This window comes from Microcoleus sp. PH2017_09_SFU_O_A, assembly GCF_020738625.1.
Lineage (GTDB): Bacteria > Cyanobacteriota > Cyanobacteriia > Cyanobacteriales > Microcoleaceae > Microcoleus.
Genome location: NZ_JAEQCF010000063.1, coordinates 1 through 18,836, shown reverse-complemented (window position 1 = coordinate 18,836; position 18,836 = coordinate 1). Strand labels below are relative to the sequence as shown.

The following is an 18,836-nucleotide window of genomic DNA, read 5'->3' as shown; positions in this document are numbered from 1 at the left end:
GAGGTAAAAAATGCCGGACACTTTTTTTTGCGCTGATGCTTCTAAATGCGTTCAAGAGGATATTATTGGTACTGGTACGAATTACCAAACCTATATATTGATTGAGTGCTGTTTGCCTTGGGAATCAGAAGCTTTTGATTCCAAACAAGTGCCCCAGAATCTCAGGGATTTGGTGGAGGAAGTAGAGCATTCAAAGCAAAAAATTAGATTTTTGTTGATAAATAGCGACCAAACTAAATGTGCCGATCAGCGCAAAGTGTTGATTTATGATAACAAAAGTCAAGCACTTTTTGAGGGCTACGAAAAATACGAATTTAACGCGAGTAATATTGAGCAAGTAGCGGCAATTGTCAAAAGCTATTTAGCTGGAGAAGTCCCGGATTGCGAAGTTGAAAATAACCCAAGTAGAGATATTTTGGTTTGCACTCACGGGAGTCATGATAGATGTTGCGCGAGATATGGCAATCCTTTTTATGCCCAAGCAACGGCTTTGGTTTCGGAGTTAGAATTGAGTGATGTTCGTCTTTGGAAATCTAGTCATTTTGGCGGACACCGCATGGCGCCGACTGCGATTGATTTGCGTGACGGTAGATATTACGGAAATCTCGATCGCATTTCGTTCAAATCTATTCTAACGCGATCGGGCGATATTGAATGTTTGAATCAGGTTTATCGGGGTTGGGGGATTTTGCCGAACCAAATTCAGGTTTTGGAACGAGAATTCATCATCCGCTACGGGTGGGATTGGTTCAACTACAAAGTCTCAGGCTGTATTGTAGATAAAAATCCTGAAAATGATGATTTTGTTGCTGAATTAACTTTTGAAAACGTAGATGGCACTTATATCTATCGGGCTGAGTTGGTTAAAGATGAAGCTAAAACAGTCAGGTTGAAAGGTTCCTGCGGCGCTAAGCAAGAGTCAGAGTTTGTCAAATATTTGGTAAAATATTCTTACTTTTACTCGAAGAAAGAGGAGTCAAGGTTTGTGATTTATCCTTTTCGGGATTTTCGTAGAGATAAGACGGCGGTTGAAACCGCGTCTACACAAACGATGTCCGCCTCCGCGGACTAAATAAAATAACCTAATTTCAACCGTTGTGTTCAACCCGCGGAGGCGGGTTTTGTCTGTATAGACGCGGTTTCAACCGCCGTCTTCAACTCCATGAATATGTGCGGGATTCCCAGGTAGTCAAAGGGATTGTCTTTTTCTATAAATCCGAGGTTTTTGTAAAATTTAACGGCGTTAATACGAGACATTAATCTAACAGTTTTGAAATTCTTTTCCTTAGCTTGTGCGATCAGTTTTTCCATCAGTTTAGTGCCGATTCCCTGGTTTTGAAATTCAGGAAGTACAGCAATATAAGAGATGCTTCCCAATTCAGGGGATAATTCTCGGAGTCTGCCGGATCCGATAATTGTACGATCGCCCTTTGCTATGATATGACAAGCACCGTTTTCGCGATCGTCCCTTTCGCTGCCTCTTTCCATACCCAGGGGCGATCGCAAAACCAACCACCGCTGATCGAACATTTCTGCTAATTCTTGTTGGTTGTTGACTTCACGGATGTCTAGTTGCAGCATTTTTCGATCGGATTGAAGAGGTAGATTATAATTTGTCGTTGGGCGGGGGCGGGTTTACGAGATTGTGGGTTTTGGGCAATTATTGTTGGTGAACCCGCCCCTACATATTATGGGGAATTTTGGGTGGGGGCGGGTTTACGAGATTATGGGTTTTAGGCAATTATTGTTGGTGAACCCGCCCCTACAAATTATGGGAAATATGGAGTTACAAACTATCAGTAATACTGGTGAAATTAAAAGCTTTCACGCGCACTCCGGGCACGACATTACCGCCGTAACGTTTCGCCTCGGTAACTGCATCGACATCGCGCAACATATCAGGTAAAACTTGATTGAAACGGAAATTTTTAATCGGATAAACAATCTTACCATTTTCAATCCAGAAAGTACCGTCGCGAGTCATTCCGGTTACTTCCGATGTTTTGGGATTGACGTAGTTGACATACCAAGCTCGACTGACGAAAATTCCGATCTCGGTTTGAGCGATTAAATCTGCTAAACTTTGGTCGGAACCTGTCATCGCGATCGGGTAATAAGCACCTTTTGATTCTTTGCCTTTTTGTGCCGCCCAGTAGCGGGAATAAGATAAACTTTGAGGAACGCCATTTTTGATGATTTCCAAATAGCTATTGCTCAATCCGTCACCGAAAAAATTATTCAATCGCAACAAAGGATGACTCGGATCGCGCTGTACCTGCACTAACGGGCTGAAAAGTTGTTCACCAGCGCGGTTTCCAGCGGGTTTCCCGGCTGCATCTGCGATCGACATAAACGATCGCCCTTCATCCGCCGCCCGCGCATCCATTCCCCAAACAATCCACGGTAACAAATCCGCAAACGCAGCGCCATCAAAGATTACAGGATACACGCCCGGAGTGATGGGGCGGGGGTTGCGGGAGGCCTTCGCGCGATCGACAACTTGTGCTGCTAATGTCGCTACTTGTAGTTGATTGATACCCCAAGCCGTGCTTTCCGTCCAGCTAGAACCATCTCCGATGCGGGCTGTAAAGCCGAAATTCGCCTCTGTAGAATGGTTGCAGGCGCGGAGTCCGGTTGACGAGGCGATCGCGTACAGCGAAGTTTCAGCGCTCAAAGTACCGGAAGCATCAGCGCCTTCCTGAGATGCGATCGCACAGGCTTGTCGCACCATTTCAGCGCGGGCTAGAGGCGATACAGCGGCCGTTGCTTCATCAAACGCGGGCAGGGGTAAATCGTAGGTTTGAGGGGGCAGCAAGGGCATCCATTCGGGGTCTGCGGGGGCAATTCGAGCTAGTTCTTGCGATCGTTTGACCGTTTGGGCGATCGTATCTTCATCAAAATCTGTCACAGATGCAGAAGCGCTTTTATTGCCGAAATAGCTAGTAATGTTGAGCCTAAATACAGTCTTGCTAATATTTTGGCTGATTTGATTTTCCGAAAATCTGGAGAGAGATTCTTCGCCAGTATAGAGACTGACAAATACTTCCTCTGCTTCCGATTGTTTGACCACCTTTTCTACTAAAGATAAGGCTTGGTCTTCACTTAAAATTGCGGAAGATGTTGTTAAAATCATGATGGAATGGGGAATAGGTAATGGGGAATGGGGAATGGGGAATAGGTAATGGGGAATGGGGAATAGGTAATGGGGAATTCGGAATTAGAAATTGATAATTGGGGATTGATAATTTTGAATTGGTTATTTGTTACTTCCAATTACCAATTACCAATTACCAATTACCAATTACCAATTACCCAATTTGAATATCCCTAACCCGCACCGGCACACAAGCGTGAGTCATTTGAGCCACCTGCATCGGTTCACCTTTTCCGCACATATTCGTACCGCACTGAACACGTTCCGAAGCAGGCCCGATCGCATCTACTTGATTCCAGAAATCAGTGCTCATCGAATGATAAGTTACATCCTTCAACATTCCGACAACTTTACCCTTTTCCACCTTCCAAAAAGCATTGCCGCCGAATTGGAAATTGCGCCGTTGTTGGTCAATCGAAAAACTGCCAATACCGTCAATTAAAATCCCATCTTCCGTATCAGCAATCATCTGATCCAAAGTAGCAGTATGACTACCGCCATCCGGGCCCGGTTCCAATCCCAAATTCGGAATTCTCACCATCGGTACACTCGACCAACTGTCAGCGCAGGCAGAACCGTTGCTGCTGGCACGTCCGAGGCGATAAGCTGTTTCTCTATCTGTCAGATAATCAACTAAAATTCCATCCTTGACAACGTACCAATCCTGTGATTTTACACCCTCGTCGTCGTAACCCATTGTACCGCGGCCGGCCGGTTGAGTGCGATCGCACTTAAAGTTCACCCAAGGTGCAGCGTATTGCAGCTTATTCAATTTATCAGTAGTAGCAAAACTCGTGCCAGCAAAATTTGACTCGTAGCCGTAAACTCGGTCTAATTCCGTGGGATGCCCGACTGATTCGTGGATTGTCAGAAACAAATTTGTAGGTTTGAGAATCAGGGATTTGCAAATACCAGCCGGAACTTTCGGCGCAGCGACTTTCTCAATCGCTTCGGCTGCAACTCTGTCTATTTGACTAAGCAAATCATCGGGATTAATGTGTTCGTAACCGATGTTTAGGGGCGGGCGTTCGTAACTGCGACTTTGGGCATCGCCGCCCGCAATTGCGGTACAGCCCAAACCCGGATAGCTGCGGTAGATTGTTTGTTCGATTAGCGAGCCTTCTGTGGAAGCAAAAACCTTGTCTTCGCGGTTTGCCTGCAAAAAAGAATAAGCTTTTTTGATGCCTTGTGAATCGTGGGCTAGCAGTCGCTCGTTGATGGTTAATAAAAGTTCGGCTTTGTCAGCAACGGGTACAGAAAATGGGTCAATTGCGATCGGAGTAATGTAAGTATCGACATATTTTTCGACGGGTACTAAGCGCACCGGTTCCTTTTGAGTCAAGCGGCTGCCTTTAGCGATTTCAACAGCCAAAGCGACTATTCTGGCAACCTCTGCGGGTGTTTTGCTGTGACTGGCGGCAAAGCCCCAAGCGCCGTCTAGCAGCACTCGCACGCCAAAACCGGAACTTACATTATCAGAGATATTGCTTAAAGATCGATCGCGCGCATACAAACTTTGCCGTCGGTAACTGCAAAAACGCACATCACCGTATTCGCAACCTGTTTTCCGAATCAAACTTACGGCTAAATTTGCTAATTCCTTGGCGGATATTTTTGCGGTTAATTGTACCATAGTTATTAGTCGTTTGTCATTAGTTATTAACCATTATAGCGCTACTATCGAAATATTTTCCTAATCAACGGGGCGACGATACCCAGCATTAACCAGCCAAATACTAAGCCAAATAGCAGACTCCAGAGAATTGTCGCAGCAAAGGGATGTAGCGGGAGAGAAAAATCCGGTTGCCATTTAATCGGTGTATCCTTGATGAGAGGATAGGCTGCGGAGAAGATTTGGCCACCACCGATCGCAGTTCCGACAAAAAAGATGATATTCTCAAGTTGGCGATCGCGCTTTTTCTCATTGTCTTCTTGTTCGCGATCGAAATCCACCTGTTCGATTTCCACCATCCCGCGCACAGTAGATATCGACTGCTGGAACAAATCTTGACTAGCAATCAGATAATTCAAATCAATTTCAATTTGCCGCTGATACTTACCCTCAGCCAAATCTAGAAACTTCTGCCAAAAATCCAGATTATCGCCTGGGATGGACAAACTTTTAATTCTGGTCAAACTCTCGCCATAATTTTCAGCATTAATGTCGATCGTATTTCTGTCTTCCTGCAAATACCGCACTTGCTGAGCACAAGCTAACATTTTAGTCCTAACTTCAGCCAACAAATCCTTTAACTTCAGCAACTTAACTTGTCTATCTTGTTCCCTTTCAATTTCACTGAATTCAGGAAGCTTCTTCTCTAACTCGCCCACAATTTTCTGTGCATTGCGATATCTTTTCCGAGCTTCGCGATACACAAATACAATTTTAGCACGAGAACACAACAGATTCATCAAATAAGAATTAAACGTTGGGGTTGCGAATTGCAAAGTTTGGGGATTCTCTTGTAACCATACTAGAATGTGACATCGTTTAGACGCATCATCTTCGCGGCTGTTATACTCAAAAATCGGACTCCCAAATAATATCCCTGACGCGCGAAACTCTGGTAATGCTTGCTGTTGATTGTGGACAAAAGCTGTAACGGATTCGTCAGCTAGCTTGCGGTAAGTACCATAAACTGCTGGTGCGGCGTACAACAATAAAGTTTGTCCTAGGGACGGTTTAATTGCGTTTGGTAACAAACAACCTTGGGGATTTAATTGATTTAAGTCAGCTACTTTGATTGTCGCATTTCGATAGTAAAATGTCAAATCTGCGGTATAAGTATCGTGAATTCGCAGGGCATAAATTGAACCATCAAGTTTCTGGTTATCTGGCTGAGTAATTGGTTGTAAATCCAGAGTTTTGCCATCGGGAATCAGCAGTTCGCGATTATTGGGTTTTTCCTGTTCGCCTTGAGGATAATACTGTTTGTCTTTGTAACAAACTAGCTTGTCTCTGAGAGATTTTAGTTCGTTGCTGTTAAATTGTGTGCCGACATTATCTGCTAAATTTTCCCACAGGGATTGAGCATTTTTGGCTACTTCGCCGTAGCCTTCATCGCTATCATACCGCAGGTGGAAAGGATAGAGAGTAATGCTGGGATTTTTAATTTGCGGTGGTTCCTGCATAATCGAATCCGGGATGAAACGTGATATTAATTCAATCTTAGTCCGCGGAGGCGGACATTGTTTGTGTAGCCGCGGTTTCAACCGCCGGGGCCTAATCGCCGAATTCCTCAATCGCCAGATTCCTAATCTCCGAATACCCTCTTAGTCCGCGGAGGCGGACATTGTTTGTGTAGCCGCGATTTCCAATCGCCGGGGCCTCAATTAGAATATAATTATTATGATTTCATTGTGCCGTCAATCAATCCCGGAGGTTTCTAATCACCCGGCGGTTGAAACCGCGGCTACACAGACAAAACCCGCCTCCGCGGGTTGAAGATTCTACCCGGTGATTTTTCATTTGGTACGCGGGTTGAAGATAAATTTTATATATTGTACGAGAAATGAGAGATAATTTCACGCAGTTGTATGTACACTATGTTTGGGCAACCTGGGATAGATTGCCTTTGATTACTCCCGATATTCAAGAAGCAATTTATGCGGTGATTATTGGAAAATGTAATAATTTAAAATGCACTGTAATTGCTATTGGCGGTATAGAGGATCATGTACATTTGCTAGTCGGTTTTCCATCAACTTTGACAATAGCTGAAATTATCAAGGAAGTTAAGGGCAGTTCTTCTCATTTAGTAACTCACGAACTTAAACCTGGTGTGTTTTTTAAATGGCAAGGTAGTTATGGGGCGTTTACGGTTAGCCGTGATGCGATCGACAATGTAGCCAACTATATCAGAAATCAGGCTGTTCACCACCGTCAAAAATCAATGATTCCTGAATGGGAATGGGTTTCCAATCATCCCATGATTTCCCATCCACCCGGCGGTTGAAACCGCGTCTACACAAACCAAACCCGCCTCCGCGGGTTGAAGATTCCAATCGGTGATTTCTAATTACCCGGCGGTTGAAACCGCGGCTACACAGACAAAACCCGGATGGTGCGCGGGTTGAAGATTCTACACAATGATTTCTCATCTCCGAATACCATCTTCGTCCGCGGAGGCGGACATCGTTTGTGTAGCCGCGGTTTCAACCGCCGGGGCCTTCTTCACCCACCGCCGGGGCCTTCAACCACCGCCGGGGCCCTGTTCACCCACCGCCGGGGCCGGGTTCTCAACCGCCACAGAATTCCTAGACAAACCCAATCGAATCTTATTTTCCTTCAACGTCTCATAAAACTCCCTCACGACTTCCTCCGGCGCATCACTATCAGTCCCGCCCGCACCCATTTGATAAATCTCATTCTCCAAATTCTCTTCAATTTGAGGCTTAGTTTCGCACCAATCCTTGATTCTTTCAGCTATAACACTCACATTATCCATCGCACCAACATCAATCGCGGATAATTCTGCCACAAATTGCGGTTCCGATATTTTCAATAACTTACTAAAAGCCGCCACAATTTCTTCAGGTTTCGCATCATCGGGAAGTGACATGACTAATCTCCTTAAATCTGTTTTTTCAGTTGACAGCGGTAAAGTTTCGGTTTCGCCAATTAGCGTAAATGCAGCCCAAGCTATGGGACTCGGAAATCGAGCTTTTGTGGTTAGCATAGCACACCGCAAGGCCGCTGCTCGATTGTCGCCCCGTGCTAAATTTTGGTAGAATTCAGTCATTAGCAACTTGGCTGAAATCACTCCCATATTCCACAGGGAAACGATGATGCTGGGGACTCCGGCGAGGATGAAGCAGCGCGACAATCCGATGACTCCATCTCCCGTGATTTTACCGCGGCCGGTGCTACACGCGCTCAATACTACGAGTTCCGAATCGAGTTTTAATTGCAGGATATCCACGGCATGAATTGCGCCGTCGTCGTCTCCCGATGGTGCTAAAATTATCGCGCCGGGAATGCCGGAACTTTGGAAATCGTCGAGGAGTCCGTGGGCGGATAAATGGACGATGCGCGTGTTTAGCATCCTGTCTAAAATGGCGACTTTTGTGGCATTGTCTCCGCTAATTGCTTCGGTTCCTAATGTTGCGGCGATGGCTTCGGCGGCTTCTTTTGCCCTGGGGATTTGGCGGAGTTTGTAGGGGTTTTCGTTGAATTTGGCGGCGATAGTTGGATCGCCGACAATTAGGGCGGCTTGTCTCAATCCTCGGACTCGGTTTTGATGTTCGCGGGTGAGTTCTAATACTTGGATGGAGGGGCTGGTGAGGATGGTATGATTTTCGATTAGGTAGCGGTTGTGGCTATCTTGCAATGCGGCGAAGGGTACTAAAAATAAGTCGTAGTGGGGGACGAAGATAATGGGGGAATTGGCATCGGTGGGGAGTAAGTCGATGATTGGTTCGATCAGGATTTGATGGAGGAGTTGCAGTAGGGGAAAGCCGCCTGTTTCGTCTCGATTGTACTGGGATTCTAGCTGAATTTTGTTGCCTGCGTCGTCGGTTTCATCGGTGCCGATGGAGACGCGGGTTTTGAGGATGATTTGTTTGAGGGTTTGGTTTTGTTGGTTGAGGGGTTCGAGGTTGGCGGCGCGATGGGTGATGTTGCCGTTTGGTTGGATTACCCAGATGTAAATGTCTAATTTAACAATCGAATATTCAACGATTGTGGAGTTTTTGTATTTGGCGATTTGTTGGATTTTGGGGATGGATAATTTATTTGTTTCGTTATTTGCTGGTAATTCATTTGTTAATAGGGTTTGTTGTAATAATTCGACGAAGGCACGGGTGCGGGACATTTCGGATATTTCTAGGGCTTCATCGAATTTAGATTGGGCGACTAGGACTTTTTGCAGGTTGAGATAGGGAGATATTTGGGTTTCAAAGATTGAGGCTTTATGGTCATTATTTACCAACTCAGAACGTAGAGTTTCATGAATTGCGATTGAGGCGCAAAGTGCTGTTTCAGCTTCAACAAGTTGATTGATTTTTAGGAAAGTATATCCCAAATTGTTGAGAGATATTGACTCTCCCACGCGATCTTCTATTTCCCGTTCAATTTCTAAAGACTGTTGGTGAAATTCGATCGCCCGCTGGGATTGCCCTAGGGATTGGTAAGCATTGCCCAAATTTCCGAGAGCATTAGCTTCTCCTTGGCGATTTCCGATTTCCCGTTTAATTTCTAAAGACTGTTGGTGAAATTCGATCGCCCGCTCGAATTGCCCTAGGGATTGGTAAGCATTGCCCAAATTTCCGAGGGAAGCAGCTTCTCCTTGGCGATATTCTATTTCCCGTTCAATTTCTAAAGACTGTTGGTGAAATTCGATCGCCCGCTCGAATTGCCCTAGGGAATCGTAAGCAAGGCCCAAATTGCCGAGGGAAGCAGCTTCTCCTTGGCGATATTCTATTTCCCGTTCAATTTCTAAAGACTGTTGGTGAAATTCGATCGCCTGCTGGAATTGCCCTAGGGCTTGATAAGCATTGCCCAAATTGCCGAGGGAATCAGCTTCTCCTTGACGATATTCTATTTCCCGTTCAATTTCTAAAGACTGTTGGTGAAATTCGATCGCCCGCTCGAATTGCCCTAGGGAATCGTAAGCATTACCCAAACTGCTGAGAGAAGCAGCTTCTCCTTGGTGATTTCCAATTTCCCGTTTAATTTCTAAAGACTGTTGGTGAAATTCGATCGCCCGCTGGAATTGCCATAGGGAATAGTAAACTAATCCCAAATTGTTAAGACAATAGGCTTCTCCTTGGCGATATCCAATTTCTCGTGAAATTTCTAAAGACTGTTGGTGAAATTCGATCGCCCTGTGGAATTGCCCTAGGGATTTGTAAGCTAATCCCAAACTGTTAAGAGAATTGGCTTCTCCTTGGCGATATTCTATTTCCCGTGAAATCTCTAAATACTGTTGGTGAAATTCGATCGCCTTATCATATTGCCCTAGGGAATAGTAAACTAATCCCAAATTGTTAAGACAATAGGCTTCTCCTTGACGATCTCGAATTTCCCGATAGATAGTTAATGCCTGTTCATCAAACTGCAAAGCTTCTCGAAATTGACTGATATCATACTGCCGATCGCCTTGTTCTAACAGTCTATCTGCTTCTGCTTTCAGTGCAATTCCCGCTAGGAAATCTCCATCCACCTTACCCAGTAGCCCTGCAAAATTTTTCAACCAATTAGCATTATTTAATTTACCTTGTTCTCTGAGATTATCCGCCTCTTCTAGCATTGCCACCACCAAGCCATCATCCAGCAATTCCGGGTGAGTTTTCAATATCTCCGCTTCATCGCCACTGTCACAGTTTAGAAGTTGACTTATCAGGTTGAGATAGGCTTGTTGGCGTTCTGAGTTCATAGCGATTTGGGATTTGGGATGGTTCTATCTATTCATTTATTATCGGTGAAACTCATCTGTTTGGGGCGGGCGATGGCAAGATTGTTGTAGGTGTGGCGAGAAACCGGGTTTTTTCGAGAATCCTTCGTTACAGTCGAAGATTTCGGCAAAAACCCGGTTTCTGAGATTTTGGGTGTGGCCAGAAACCGGGTTTTTTCCGAGGATATCGATACACAGCCTAAAGACTGCGAAAAACCCGGTTTCTTTGGTTTATGTCGTAGTCTTGGATGCGCGGGGTGGCGAGAAACCGGGTTTTTTCCAGAATAGTTGGTTACAGTCGGTGATTTGGGCAAAAACCCGGTTTCTGAGATTTTGGGTTTTGGTCGATTCCCTACGGGATAGCTACGCTTAACGCACTTTTTCAACAATCTTTTATAATGGTATCCAATCCAACTTATCAATCCATTCTTCAGCCTCAGAAGTCTCCCAAACCATCACAATTTCTTCTGCCCATCTGCCTAAACTCGCACTTGGACGCACCCAAAAAAGTCCCCAAATTTGTCCTCCCGTCGCCCAATATTCTGTCAAATGTCCTGGAATACTTTTGCGGTTATCCGTTACCAATAGCCTTTGTGATGATTCCAAATAGCTGATAATTTCTGGATCGAGGGTTCCTAATGGCGGTGCATTTGCGTCCCCCACCCGCAAAATATCTATCTCCGGCTGGAGGTGCAAAACAGCACTTTTGAGCTTAGGTGGCAAATTTTCATCGAGTAAAAAACGAATTTTCACTTTAGTAGAATTAACTCCTGTTCTCGTTGTGCTTTGATTGCTCTCAAACGTTTTACTACATCAGAAGGTTCTTTAGCTAACCATTCCTGATAGCGTTCTTCCCGCCACTTCGCCAGCCGCAACATATAAGCATCCATCTGTCTGCGATTTTGCAGATAATAGGTTAGCGTCGCGTAAATCTTCTCTAAATTCAGAGTGGGTAATTCCACCAGAATTTGGTCGGGAGAATATCCATCCAAGTAATATTTAATCACGTCATCGATGCCGATCCGATGTCCTTTGATGCGGATGTCATCGGGGTCGAGAAACTCAAAATAGTCTTCTAGTTGCATCGGTTTATCTCCGAATACTTGGTTGATAGCATTTTATCATAAATTGGGATGTGCGGGGTGGCGAGAAACCGGGTTTTTGAACCGCAGATGATGGCGGATGTACGCTGATGGACGCGGATGAATGGATGTGTGGGGTGGCGAGAAACCGGGTTTTTTCGAGAATAGTTGGTTACAGTCGATGATTTGGGCAAAAACCCGGTTTCTGAGATTTTAGTTTAATCCTATTCCATCCCCTGCAAAACCCCAGTCAAAATCTCCACAATGCGATCGATATGTTCCTTCTCAATAATCAACGGCGGCGACAAAGCAATTATATCACCAGTCGTGCGAATCAACAACCCATTTTCAAAGCACTTTGTAAAACAATCAAAAGCCCGTTTCCCCGGCTTCCCAGCAATAGATTCCAACTCAATCCCCGCCACAAGTCCCAAATTGCGGACATCAATCACATGGCGAACTCCTTTGAAAGAATGCACTGCATCTTCCCAATAACCAGCAATCTTATCAGCCCGTTCAAATAACCGTTCTTCCTCATAAATATCCAGCGTCGCCAAAGCAGCCGCACAAGCCACGGGATGCCCCGAATAAGTATAACCGTGAAACAACTCGATCGCATTTTCAGGAGCATTCATGAAAGCATCATAAATTCCCTCCTTCACAAACACCGCCCCCATCGGCACAGTACCGTTAGTTATCCCTTTCGCCGTCGTCACAATATCGGGAATTACCCCAAAATATTCAGTCGCAAAACTCGAACCTAAACGCCCGAAGCCTGTAATTACTTCATCAAAAATCAGCAGAATCCCGTGCTTGTCACAAATCGCTCTAAGCCTTTCCAAATAACCTTTCGGCGGAATCAAAACGCCAGTCGAACCAGCCACCGGTTCCACAATTACCGCCGCAATATTCGACGCATCGTGCAAAGCCACAATCCCTTCCAATTCATCCGCCAAATGCGCTCCCCATTCTGGCTGTCTGCGGCTGAAAGCATTGTGTTCTAAATTGTGAGTGTGAGGTAAATGATCGACTCCCGTGAGCAAACTGCCGAAAAATTTGCGATTTGGGCCAATGCCGCCGACAGAAATTCCCCCAAAACCCACACCGTGATAACCGCGTGCCCTACCAATCAATCTTTGGCGAGTTCCCTCACCTCTAACTCGATGATACGCGATCGCAATTTTTAACGCAGTCTCCACCGATTCTGAGCCTGAATTAGTAAAGAAAACGCGATCGAAATTGCCTGGAATCAGCTTTACCAAACGTTCGGCTAATTCAAAAGCAGCCGGATGTCCCATTTGAAAAGGCGGCGCATAATCTAGATTTAAAACTTGTTGTTTAACTGCTTCGGCAATTGTCTCGCGGGCGTGGCCAGCATTCACGCACCACAGCCCCGCAGTACCATCGAGGATTGAGCGATTATCATCGCTGGTAAAGTGCATATCTTTTGCCGAAACTAACATTCGCGGATTCGCTTTAAACTGTCGATTCGCAGTGAAGGGCATCCAGTAAGCGTCCATATTTGTCATATCTTTTATCCTTTTTTATTGATGTTTCTGTTTCCCAAATATAACTCAATACGGTTCAGATCAAACGGCGGTTGAAACCGCATCTATACAAACAAAACCCGCCTTCGCGGGTTAAAGATGAAACGGCGGTTGAAATTACCTTATTTTCTTCAGTCCGCGGAGGCGGACTTCCTTTGTGTAGACGCGGTTTCAACCGCCGTATCATCTTAATTTACGATCGCACCAACCGACTCATGCTGCAACAAACCAGTCAGCATCTTCACGGGCCTTTCGCCGTAGGGCCACGCAAAAGCATGACGGAAAGCAGCATCTTGACACGCTTGTAACTGCCGAAAATCAATGATATCCAAAGTCAACAAATTCTCGTACTCAAAAGGCAGCCGCACGTTGTGCAATCCCGCATTGTCGGTGCAAATGGCAATATCGACACCAGCTTCAAAACATCGATCGAACACAACCTTCAATTCCCGCATATCCTGCAAGGTTCCCGTTTTCAGATAGGTAGTCGGGCAAACTTCCAAGCATTGACCCCTACGCGCCACCTCTGGCAGCAGTTCGGGATATTTTAACGGAATTTGAATCCCGTGACCGATCCGCATCAGATAAGGCAAAAGTTCGGGATAGCAGCCAGAGCTTGTTTCGTAGAGATGTCCGGTGGTTTTAATGCCGATCGACCTTGCGTACTGGTACAATCCCACAAATTCGTCCAGGCGATCGCCAATAGCAGCATCACCGCCCGCAAGATCGATCGCACAAACATATTCTCCCATTTGTGCAGCCAAATCTACGATCGCCCGATTTACCTCATAGGGCAAACGCGAGTGCATACACAAAATTTGACTGGTAACAATCGGACAATCGCTAATTTGACTTGCCTTACCCACAACTTGGACAATTTCTGCCATCAAATCAATGCGTTTTGACTGATCCAAATGCTCAGGAGTCCGCAGATAAGGCGTATAGCGCAACTCCAAATAAGCCAGATTTTCAAACACGTAAGCGCCCCGCATCAACCGATAGATGAAATAAGGCAAAGTCTCAACAGTTTGCACGCTTTCCACCAGCGTGTGCAGTTCCAAATACTCGTCGAGAGTATTGCGCGGGCGAGTGTAAAACTCCTCAAATGCGGAATATTGTTGAAAGCGATCGACCATTTCGGCATTATGGCGATCGAAATACCGCCACAAAATTCGAGGAACCACAGAACCACCTAGATGTCGGTGCAACTCAGCGTGTAAAGTCATGCGATTTTAGATTTTAGATTTTAGATTTTAGATTGAAAGAATTGAAGGATTGAAGGAATTGAAGGATTGAAGGAATTGAAGGAATTTAAGGAATTTAAGGAATTTAAGGAATTTAAGAATTTGTAATTTAGTCCTAGACACATCAGTGGCCAGAAACCTGGTTTTCCCAAATACTAGCCAACAACCTCCAGCAGGTAAACTGTTCCCCATTTAAGCTACCCATTGGATTCCCATAAAAACTCATCAAATTCTCTCCCATTCTCCAATTCTCCCCCTCTCCCATTCTCCCCCTCTCCCCCTCTCCCCCTCTCCCCGGATCGTCCTGGTAGTCTTTTCTTGAGACCAATACAGCCTCACTTCTCTAAATTGTAACAAAAATTAATTTGACATCCGGGACGCATTCGTACATAATCGGAGTTTGTGTCAACCTGAACTGAACGCGAGAAACCCTTGGCTAACGTAGTTGTGATCGGCGCCCAGTGGGGCGATGAAGGAAAAGGCAAAATTACCGATTTGCTCAGCAAATCCGCAGATATCGTTGTCCGCTACCAAGGGGGCGTCAACGCCGGTCACACGGTAGTAGTCAACGGTCAAACTTTCAAGCTGCACTTAATTCCGTCCGGGATTCTCTACCCTGAGACAGAGTGTATCATCGGCTGCGGCACGGTAATCGACCCTAAAGTTTTAATAGCAGAATTAGATCAGTTAGAAAAACTGAATATTTCGACTGCCTCGCTGATGATTTCACAGACTGCTCACGTCACGATGCCCTATCACCGATTAATTGATGTAGCATCGGAAGAGCAGCGCGGAAATTATAAAATCGGCACGACGGGACGCGGTATCGGCCCGACTTACGCCGACAAATCCGAACGCACTGGCATTCGGATGCTCGATTTAATGGACTTGGAAGGTTTGCAAGAACAACTGGAATGGACGATCGAGCATAAAAACGTCATTCTGGAAAAACTCTACAATTTGCCGCCTCTAAATCCGCAAGAGGTAATTGATGAATATCGAGTTTATGCCGATCGTTTGCGGCCGCACGTAGTAGACAGTTCCCTAAAGATTTATGAGGGACTTCACAAGCGGAAAAATATTCTGTTTGAAGGCGCCCAAGGCACTTTATTAGACTTAGATCACGGCACGTATCCTTACGTTACTTCCAGCAATCCCATCGCTGGCGGCGCTTGTGTGGGAACCGGAGTTGGCCCCACAGCGATCGATCGAGTAATTGGCGTAGCAAAAGCCTATACAACCCGCGTCGGAGAAGGCCCATTCCCTACCGAAATGGTCGATGGAATTGGTGCAGTTTTGGGCGAGAGAGGTGCAGAATTCGGCACCACAACCGGCCGCAAACGGCGCTGCGGCTGGTTCGACGCAGTAATCGGCCGCTACGCAGTCCGCATCAACGGCCTTGATTGTCTCGCTGTTACCAAACTAGATGTTTTGGATGAATTAGAAGAAATCAAGGTTTGCGTTGCTTACGAAATTGACGGGGAACGCTGCATTGATTTCCCGAAAAGTTCGCGGATATTTGCTCGCTGTAAACCCATTTACGAAACCCTTCCCGGTTGGAAACAGTCCACGGAAGAGTGCCGCAATTTGGAAGATTTGCCATCGCAAGCCTTGGATTATCTAAAGTTTTTGGCAGATTTGATGGAAGTGCCGATCGCCATTGTATCTCTCGGAGCCAGTCGCGACCAAACTATTATTGTCGAAGACCCGATTCACGGGCCGAAGCGGGGATTATTGTCGGTTGATGGCACGGCTGTAGTAGCACAATCATAAAACTCATGCAACAGTAGCTGTAGAGTGCGTCGCCATCAAAAATCCCAAAAAAGAGCCACAATCTCGCAGCGACGCACCGCTGCATACAGTCTTTCAGGAAACAACCCTCCGTTCCACGCTAGCCCAACACTCATGATTGTTGCAAGACGAGGCGAGAATTGGTATTATTTACAGGGAGTCAAGTAAATGACTGACGAGGATGAACAGATAGCACGGCTATAAGTTCACAGGGACATGATTGGATGGCTTATAATGGAGTTGAGCAAAGAAGGAATAGAAGCCAAAAGAACAACCGGAAACAATCCCAAAGGTGATATTTTGATAGTCAACCAGCAAGATGTTCCGCGAATTAAACAGCTACTCCGTAATTTGCAGGTAGAATTCAATAGTTAATTTATCAAAAAAATATAAACAATAATGAATGAACCGCATATTGAAATTAAAGCCTGGAAAACCAAGAAAATAGATTCAACCAAAGCTAAGGAAATATGTCAAAAAGGAACTGTGATTGGAGTTATTACCACAGGAGGAATTACTAAACCTGCTAAAACTGTATTCGATCGAGCAGATATAGCTTGGGTAGAAAATTTTCCAGAAAGTAAGTTATTGAATCAGGAAGGTCAAGAGGAAAGCTAATGTTAGATCTTATTTTTTATACCTTCAAAACTGATCGACCGCCGCACTATATCGAAATGTCTGAAGACGTTTACGAGTGGTTGGCAAAATCAGAATTTTCCAAAATTGGCAAATCTGTTCCCAGAAATATTTTGATAGATGAAGAAGAGGAGAAACTACCTTTAGTTGAGTTAGATCGAGATATTCGCCAGAAGCTCAGAAGTTTTTTCCGCGATGCAATTATCTGCGAAAGCGATACCGTCCTCACCAAGCTGGGAGATTCTCCTCTCAAAGAAGAGTATCAATCAGCAACCTACCGTTTGAGGAAATTGCTAGACTTGCTAAAATGTGTTGAAAACGAAGATTATCAATATCTTCAACGAGTCCTTTAATTAAGTTAGTTCGATCGCCCTATCATAATAACGAGTTTTCAGATGTTTAGTGGGAGGAGCAATCCCAATGTTTGACATCAGTTTTTATTCAGCCAATGGTGAACCGTCTGATAGTGTAAGAATCACAGCAAATACTTACGAATGGTTGGCAAAGTCTGATTTTTCCAAAATAGGTGGCGCATCAATCGATACCGAAATTCACTTAGATGAAGAAAATGTAATTCTGCCTCTAGTTGAATTAAATCAGGAGATTCGCCAGTAGTTCAAGAAAATTTTCAGCGAAGCAATCATCAGTGAAAGCGATTTAGTTCTGACTAAGCTTGGTGATTCCCCTTCAAAAGAAGAGTATCAATCAGGAACGTACCGTTTGAGAAAAATGCTCGAATTGCTGAAGTGTGTGGAAAACGAAAATTATCAATACCTTCAGCGAATTTAATTGAACGCGATCGCACTACCACAATTCTGGTAAAATGTGAAAACAATCAACAGAAAGTCATAAAATGGAAATCGCAGTAGAATGTCAAAAGCGGGCAGAAGGCAGCAAACCTAACGCCCTCCGCCGCTCCGGATTGATTCCCGCCGTCCTTTACGGACACAAAGGCTCTGAATCCATTTCCCTTACCGTCAAAGCTAAAACAGTTGAAACCCTGCTCAAAAAACACGCAGTCAACAACACCCTAATTGATCTCAGCATTCCCGAACTCTCTTGGAGCGGAAAAACATTGCTCAGAGAAGTTCAAGTTCATCCTTGGAAAGGTTTTCCTTACCACCTGAGCTTTTTCTCCGTAGCAACTCAAGACAGCCTGGAAGTTGAAGTGTCTCTGCATTTTGTCGGCGAATCTGTCGGCGTCAAGTTAGAAGGTGGTATGTTGGAAACTGTGCTGACGCAAATCGCAGTTAAGTGCAAACCTGATAGCATTCCTGATGCAATTGAAGTAGATATTTCTAATTTGAAGGTAGGGGATGCGCTGCACATTCACGAATTAGTTTTACCTGCGGGAGCAGAAGCTCTCGGCGACCCAACTCAGGTGGTTGTTACCGTGTTGGGAACTAAAGCCAGCCCTGAAGAAGAAGCAGAAGAAGCAGCAGCCGCAGCTTGATCGGTAATTGATAAGATTTGCTAACTAATAGTTGACATCGAGGCGATCGCTTTCTCCAAAAAGGGCGATCGTTTTTTGCAAAAAAGCAGTTATAGTTTTTGGGCGATCGCACTTTGCTATATCCAATACGGTTCACTTAACACTATTTATGTGCCGGAGATCCCCCTCGCATCCCCCTTAACAAGGGGAGTAGGGGTTGACTTTGAGAGCATTCTTGTCCCACCCCCTACTCCCCTTTTTTAAGGGGGGTTAGGGGGGATCAGTCTTAAGTGAACCGTATTGTGCTATAATCAGCCTTGAATCTGCTGTCGCACCCATTGACGAAAATCTATCTCTGCGGCAACTTCATCAATGAAAGCAGCTTCTAGAAACTGGTATAAATCAGTTTTTTCAATAATCGGAAAAGTCGGAGATCGATCGGTACGCCTCTAATCATCGATTTAGCGGACAAGAGTGGAAAACCCATACATATAACCATCATTGCGGTGAACAGTTTTGCAGTATTTGTGACGCACAGGGCTAATTTTTCCCCAAG

Annotated in this window: 18 protein-coding genes; 9 read left to right on the top strand and 9 right to left on the bottom strand. The window is 45.1% G+C overall.

Features of this window, described 5'->3' with window-relative positions; translation table 11 throughout:
• The first annotated feature begins 10 nt into the window (after positions 1-10).
• Positions 11-1,072: a sucrase ferredoxin gene (locus tag JGK16_RS22145; RefSeq protein WP_293192575.1), complete on the top strand. Its 1,062-nt coding sequence runs from the start codon at positions 11-13 to the stop codon at positions 1,070-1,072.
• Between the two features lie 29 nt (positions 1,073-1,101).
• Here JGK16_RS22145 and JGK16_RS22140 read toward each other — a convergent pair whose 3' ends face one another.
• Entirely contained in the window at positions 1,102-1,581 is a 480-nt protein-coding gene (locus JGK16_RS22140) for a GNAT family N-acetyltransferase (RefSeq protein WP_293192577.1), read from the bottom strand.
• A 205-nt stretch (positions 1,582-1,786) separates the two neighbouring features.
• Complete coding sequence (locus JGK16_RS22135; protein WP_293192579.1) at positions 1,787-3,133, bottom strand: TldD/PmbA family protein; 1,347 nt, start codon at positions 3,131-3,133, stop codon at positions 1,787-1,789.
• Between the two features lie 69 nt (positions 3,134-3,202).
• On the opposite strand from JGK16_RS22135, the gene JGK16_RS22130 reads away from it, so the two are divergent.
• Complete coding sequence (locus JGK16_RS22130) at positions 3,203-3,331, top strand: hypothetical protein (protein ID WP_293192581.1); 129 nt, start codon at positions 3,203-3,205, stop codon at positions 3,329-3,331.
• Here JGK16_RS22130 and JGK16_RS22125 read toward each other — a convergent pair.
• Both JGK16_RS22125 and JGK16_RS22120 read right to left on the bottom strand, forming a co-directional pair.
• Positions 3,309-4,787, bottom strand: coding sequence for a TldD/PmbA family protein (locus JGK16_RS22125; RefSeq protein WP_293192583.1), 1,479 nt, complete (start codon positions 4,785-4,787; stop codon positions 3,309-3,311). The genes JGK16_RS22130 and JGK16_RS22125 overlap by 23 nt on opposite strands.
• A 44-nt stretch (positions 4,788-4,831) precedes the next feature.
• Complete coding sequence (locus tag JGK16_RS22120) at positions 4,832-6,286, bottom strand: hypothetical protein (protein WP_293192585.1); 1,455 nt, start codon at positions 6,284-6,286, stop codon at positions 4,832-4,834.
• 380 nt (positions 6,287-6,666) lie between these two features.
• On the opposite strand from JGK16_RS22120, the gene tnpA reads away from it, so the two are divergent.
• Positions 6,667-7,110, top strand: a complete 444-nt coding sequence (tnpA, locus tag JGK16_RS22115; RefSeq protein ID WP_293192587.1) for an IS200/IS605 family transposase — start codon at positions 6,667-6,669, stop codon at positions 7,108-7,110.
• Positions 7,111-7,347: 237 nt separating this feature from the next.
• Here the strand turns inward: tnpA and JGK16_RS22110 are convergent, their stop codons facing one another.
• The 5 genes from JGK16_RS22110 to JGK16_RS22090 form a co-directional block, all read right to left on the bottom strand.
• On the bottom strand, positions 7,348-10,530 hold the full coding sequence (locus JGK16_RS22110; protein WP_293192589.1) for a CHAT domain-containing tetratricopeptide repeat protein: 3,183 nt from the start codon (positions 10,528-10,530) through the stop codon (positions 7,348-7,350).
• Between the two features lie 411 nt (positions 10,531-10,941).
• Complete coding sequence (locus tag JGK16_RS22105; protein ID WP_293192591.1) at positions 10,942-11,301, bottom strand: DUF5615 family PIN-like protein; 360 nt, start codon at positions 11,299-11,301, stop codon at positions 10,942-10,944.
• Entirely contained in the window at positions 11,298-11,633 is a 336-nt protein-coding gene (locus JGK16_RS22100; RefSeq protein ID WP_293186907.1) for a DUF433 domain-containing protein, read from the bottom strand. The genes JGK16_RS22105 and JGK16_RS22100 overlap by 4 nt, the downstream gene beginning before the upstream one ends.
• Positions 11,634-11,854: 221 nt before the next feature.
• Positions 11,855-13,159, bottom strand: a complete 1,305-nt coding sequence (locus tag JGK16_RS22095; RefSeq protein WP_293192593.1) for an aspartate aminotransferase family protein — start codon at positions 13,157-13,159, stop codon at positions 11,855-11,857.
• Positions 13,160-13,365: 206 nt separating this feature from the next.
• On the bottom strand, positions 13,366-14,403 hold the full coding sequence (locus tag JGK16_RS22090; RefSeq protein ID WP_293192595.1) for an adenosine deaminase: 1,038 nt from the start codon (positions 14,401-14,403) through the stop codon (positions 13,366-13,368).
• A 450-nt stretch (positions 14,404-14,853) separates the two neighbouring features.
• On the opposite strand from JGK16_RS22090, the gene JGK16_RS22085 reads away from it, so the two are divergent.
• The 6 genes from JGK16_RS22085 (at position 14,854) to JGK16_RS22060 (ending at position 18,301) form a co-directional block, all read left to right on the top strand.
• Positions 14,854-16,194 (top strand): adenylosuccinate synthase, encoded by a 1,341-nt coding sequence (locus JGK16_RS22085; RefSeq protein ID WP_293186910.1) that lies wholly within the window; start codon positions 14,854-14,856, stop codon positions 16,192-16,194.
• Between the two features lie 234 nt (positions 16,195-16,428).
• Entirely contained in the window at positions 16,429-16,587 is a 159-nt protein-coding gene (locus tag JGK16_RS22080) for a hypothetical protein (RefSeq protein WP_293192597.1), read from the top strand.
• A gap of 24 nt (positions 16,588-16,611) precedes the next feature.
• Positions 16,612-16,830, top strand: coding sequence for a hypothetical protein (locus JGK16_RS22075; protein WP_293192599.1), 219 nt, complete (start codon positions 16,612-16,614; stop codon positions 16,828-16,830).
• The gene (locus JGK16_RS22070; protein WP_293203406.1) at positions 16,830-17,201 is read left to right on the top strand and encodes a hypothetical protein; all 372 of its coding nucleotides are present in this window, start codon (positions 16,830-16,832) and stop codon (positions 17,199-17,201) included. The genes JGK16_RS22075 and JGK16_RS22070 overlap by 1 nt, the downstream gene beginning before the upstream one ends.
• A gap of 67 nt (positions 17,202-17,268) precedes the next feature.
• Entirely contained in the window at positions 17,269-17,463 is a 195-nt protein-coding gene (locus JGK16_RS22065; protein WP_293186914.1) for a hypothetical protein, read from the top strand.
• A 238-nt stretch (positions 17,464-17,701) separates the two neighbouring features.
• Entirely contained in the window at positions 17,702-18,301 is a 600-nt protein-coding gene (locus tag JGK16_RS22060) for a 50S ribosomal protein L25/general stress protein Ctc (RefSeq protein WP_293186915.1), read from the top strand.
• The last annotated feature ends 535 nt before the right edge of the window (positions 18,302-18,836 follow it).

Excerpts from the sequence above, each read along its gene's own strand:
- JGK16_RS22145 (WP_293192575.1), top strand. The coding sequence starts at position 11 with ATGCCGGACACTTTTTTTTGCGCTGATGCTTCTAAATGCGTTCAAGAG.
- JGK16_RS22140 (WP_293192577.1), bottom strand. The coding sequence starts at position 1,581 with ATGCTGCAACTAGACATCCGTGAAGTCAACAACCAACAAGAATTAGCA.
- JGK16_RS22135 (WP_293192579.1), bottom strand. The coding sequence starts at position 3,133 with ATGATTTTAACAACATCTTCCGCAATTTTAAGTGAAGACCAAGCCTTA.
- JGK16_RS22130 (WP_293192581.1), top strand. The coding sequence starts at position 3,203 with ATGGGGAATTCGGAATTAGAAATTGATAATTGGGGATTGATAATTTTG.
- JGK16_RS22125 (WP_293192583.1), bottom strand. The coding sequence starts at position 4,787 with ATGGTACAATTAACCGCAAAAATATCCGCCAAGGAATTAGCAAATTTA.
- JGK16_RS22120 (WP_293192585.1), bottom strand. The coding sequence starts at position 6,286 with ATGCAGGAACCACCGCAAATTAAAAATCCCAGCATTACTCTCTATCCT.
- tnpA (WP_293192587.1), top strand. The coding sequence starts at position 6,667 with ATGAGAGATAATTTCACGCAGTTGTATGTACACTATGTTTGGGCAACC.
- JGK16_RS22110 (WP_293192589.1), bottom strand. The coding sequence starts at position 10,530 with ATGAACTCAGAACGCCAACAAGCCTATCTCAACCTGATAAGTCAACTT.
- JGK16_RS22100 (WP_293186907.1), bottom strand. The coding sequence starts at position 11,633 with ATGCAACTAGAAGACTATTTTGAGTTTCTCGACCCCGATGACATCCGC.
- JGK16_RS22095 (WP_293192593.1), bottom strand. The coding sequence starts at position 13,159 with ATGACAAATATGGACGCTTACTGGATGCCCTTCACTGCGAATCGACAG.
- JGK16_RS22090 (WP_293192595.1), bottom strand. The coding sequence starts at position 14,403 with ATGACTTTACACGCTGAGTTGCACCGACATCTAGGTGGTTCTGTGGTT.
- JGK16_RS22080 (WP_293192597.1), top strand. The coding sequence starts at position 16,429 with ATGATTGGATGGCTTATAATGGAGTTGAGCAAAGAAGGAATAGAAGCC.
- JGK16_RS22075 (WP_293192599.1), top strand. The coding sequence starts at position 16,612 with ATGAATGAACCGCATATTGAAATTAAAGCCTGGAAAACCAAGAAAATA.
- JGK16_RS22070 (WP_293203406.1), top strand. The coding sequence starts at position 16,830 with ATGTTAGATCTTATTTTTTATACCTTCAAAACTGATCGACCGCCGCAC.
- JGK16_RS22065 (WP_293186914.1), top strand. The coding sequence starts at position 17,269 with ATGTTTGACATCAGTTTTTATTCAGCCAATGGTGAACCGTCTGATAGT.
- JGK16_RS22060 (WP_293186915.1), top strand. The coding sequence starts at position 17,702 with ATGGAAATCGCAGTAGAATGTCAAAAGCGGGCAGAAGGCAGCAAACCT.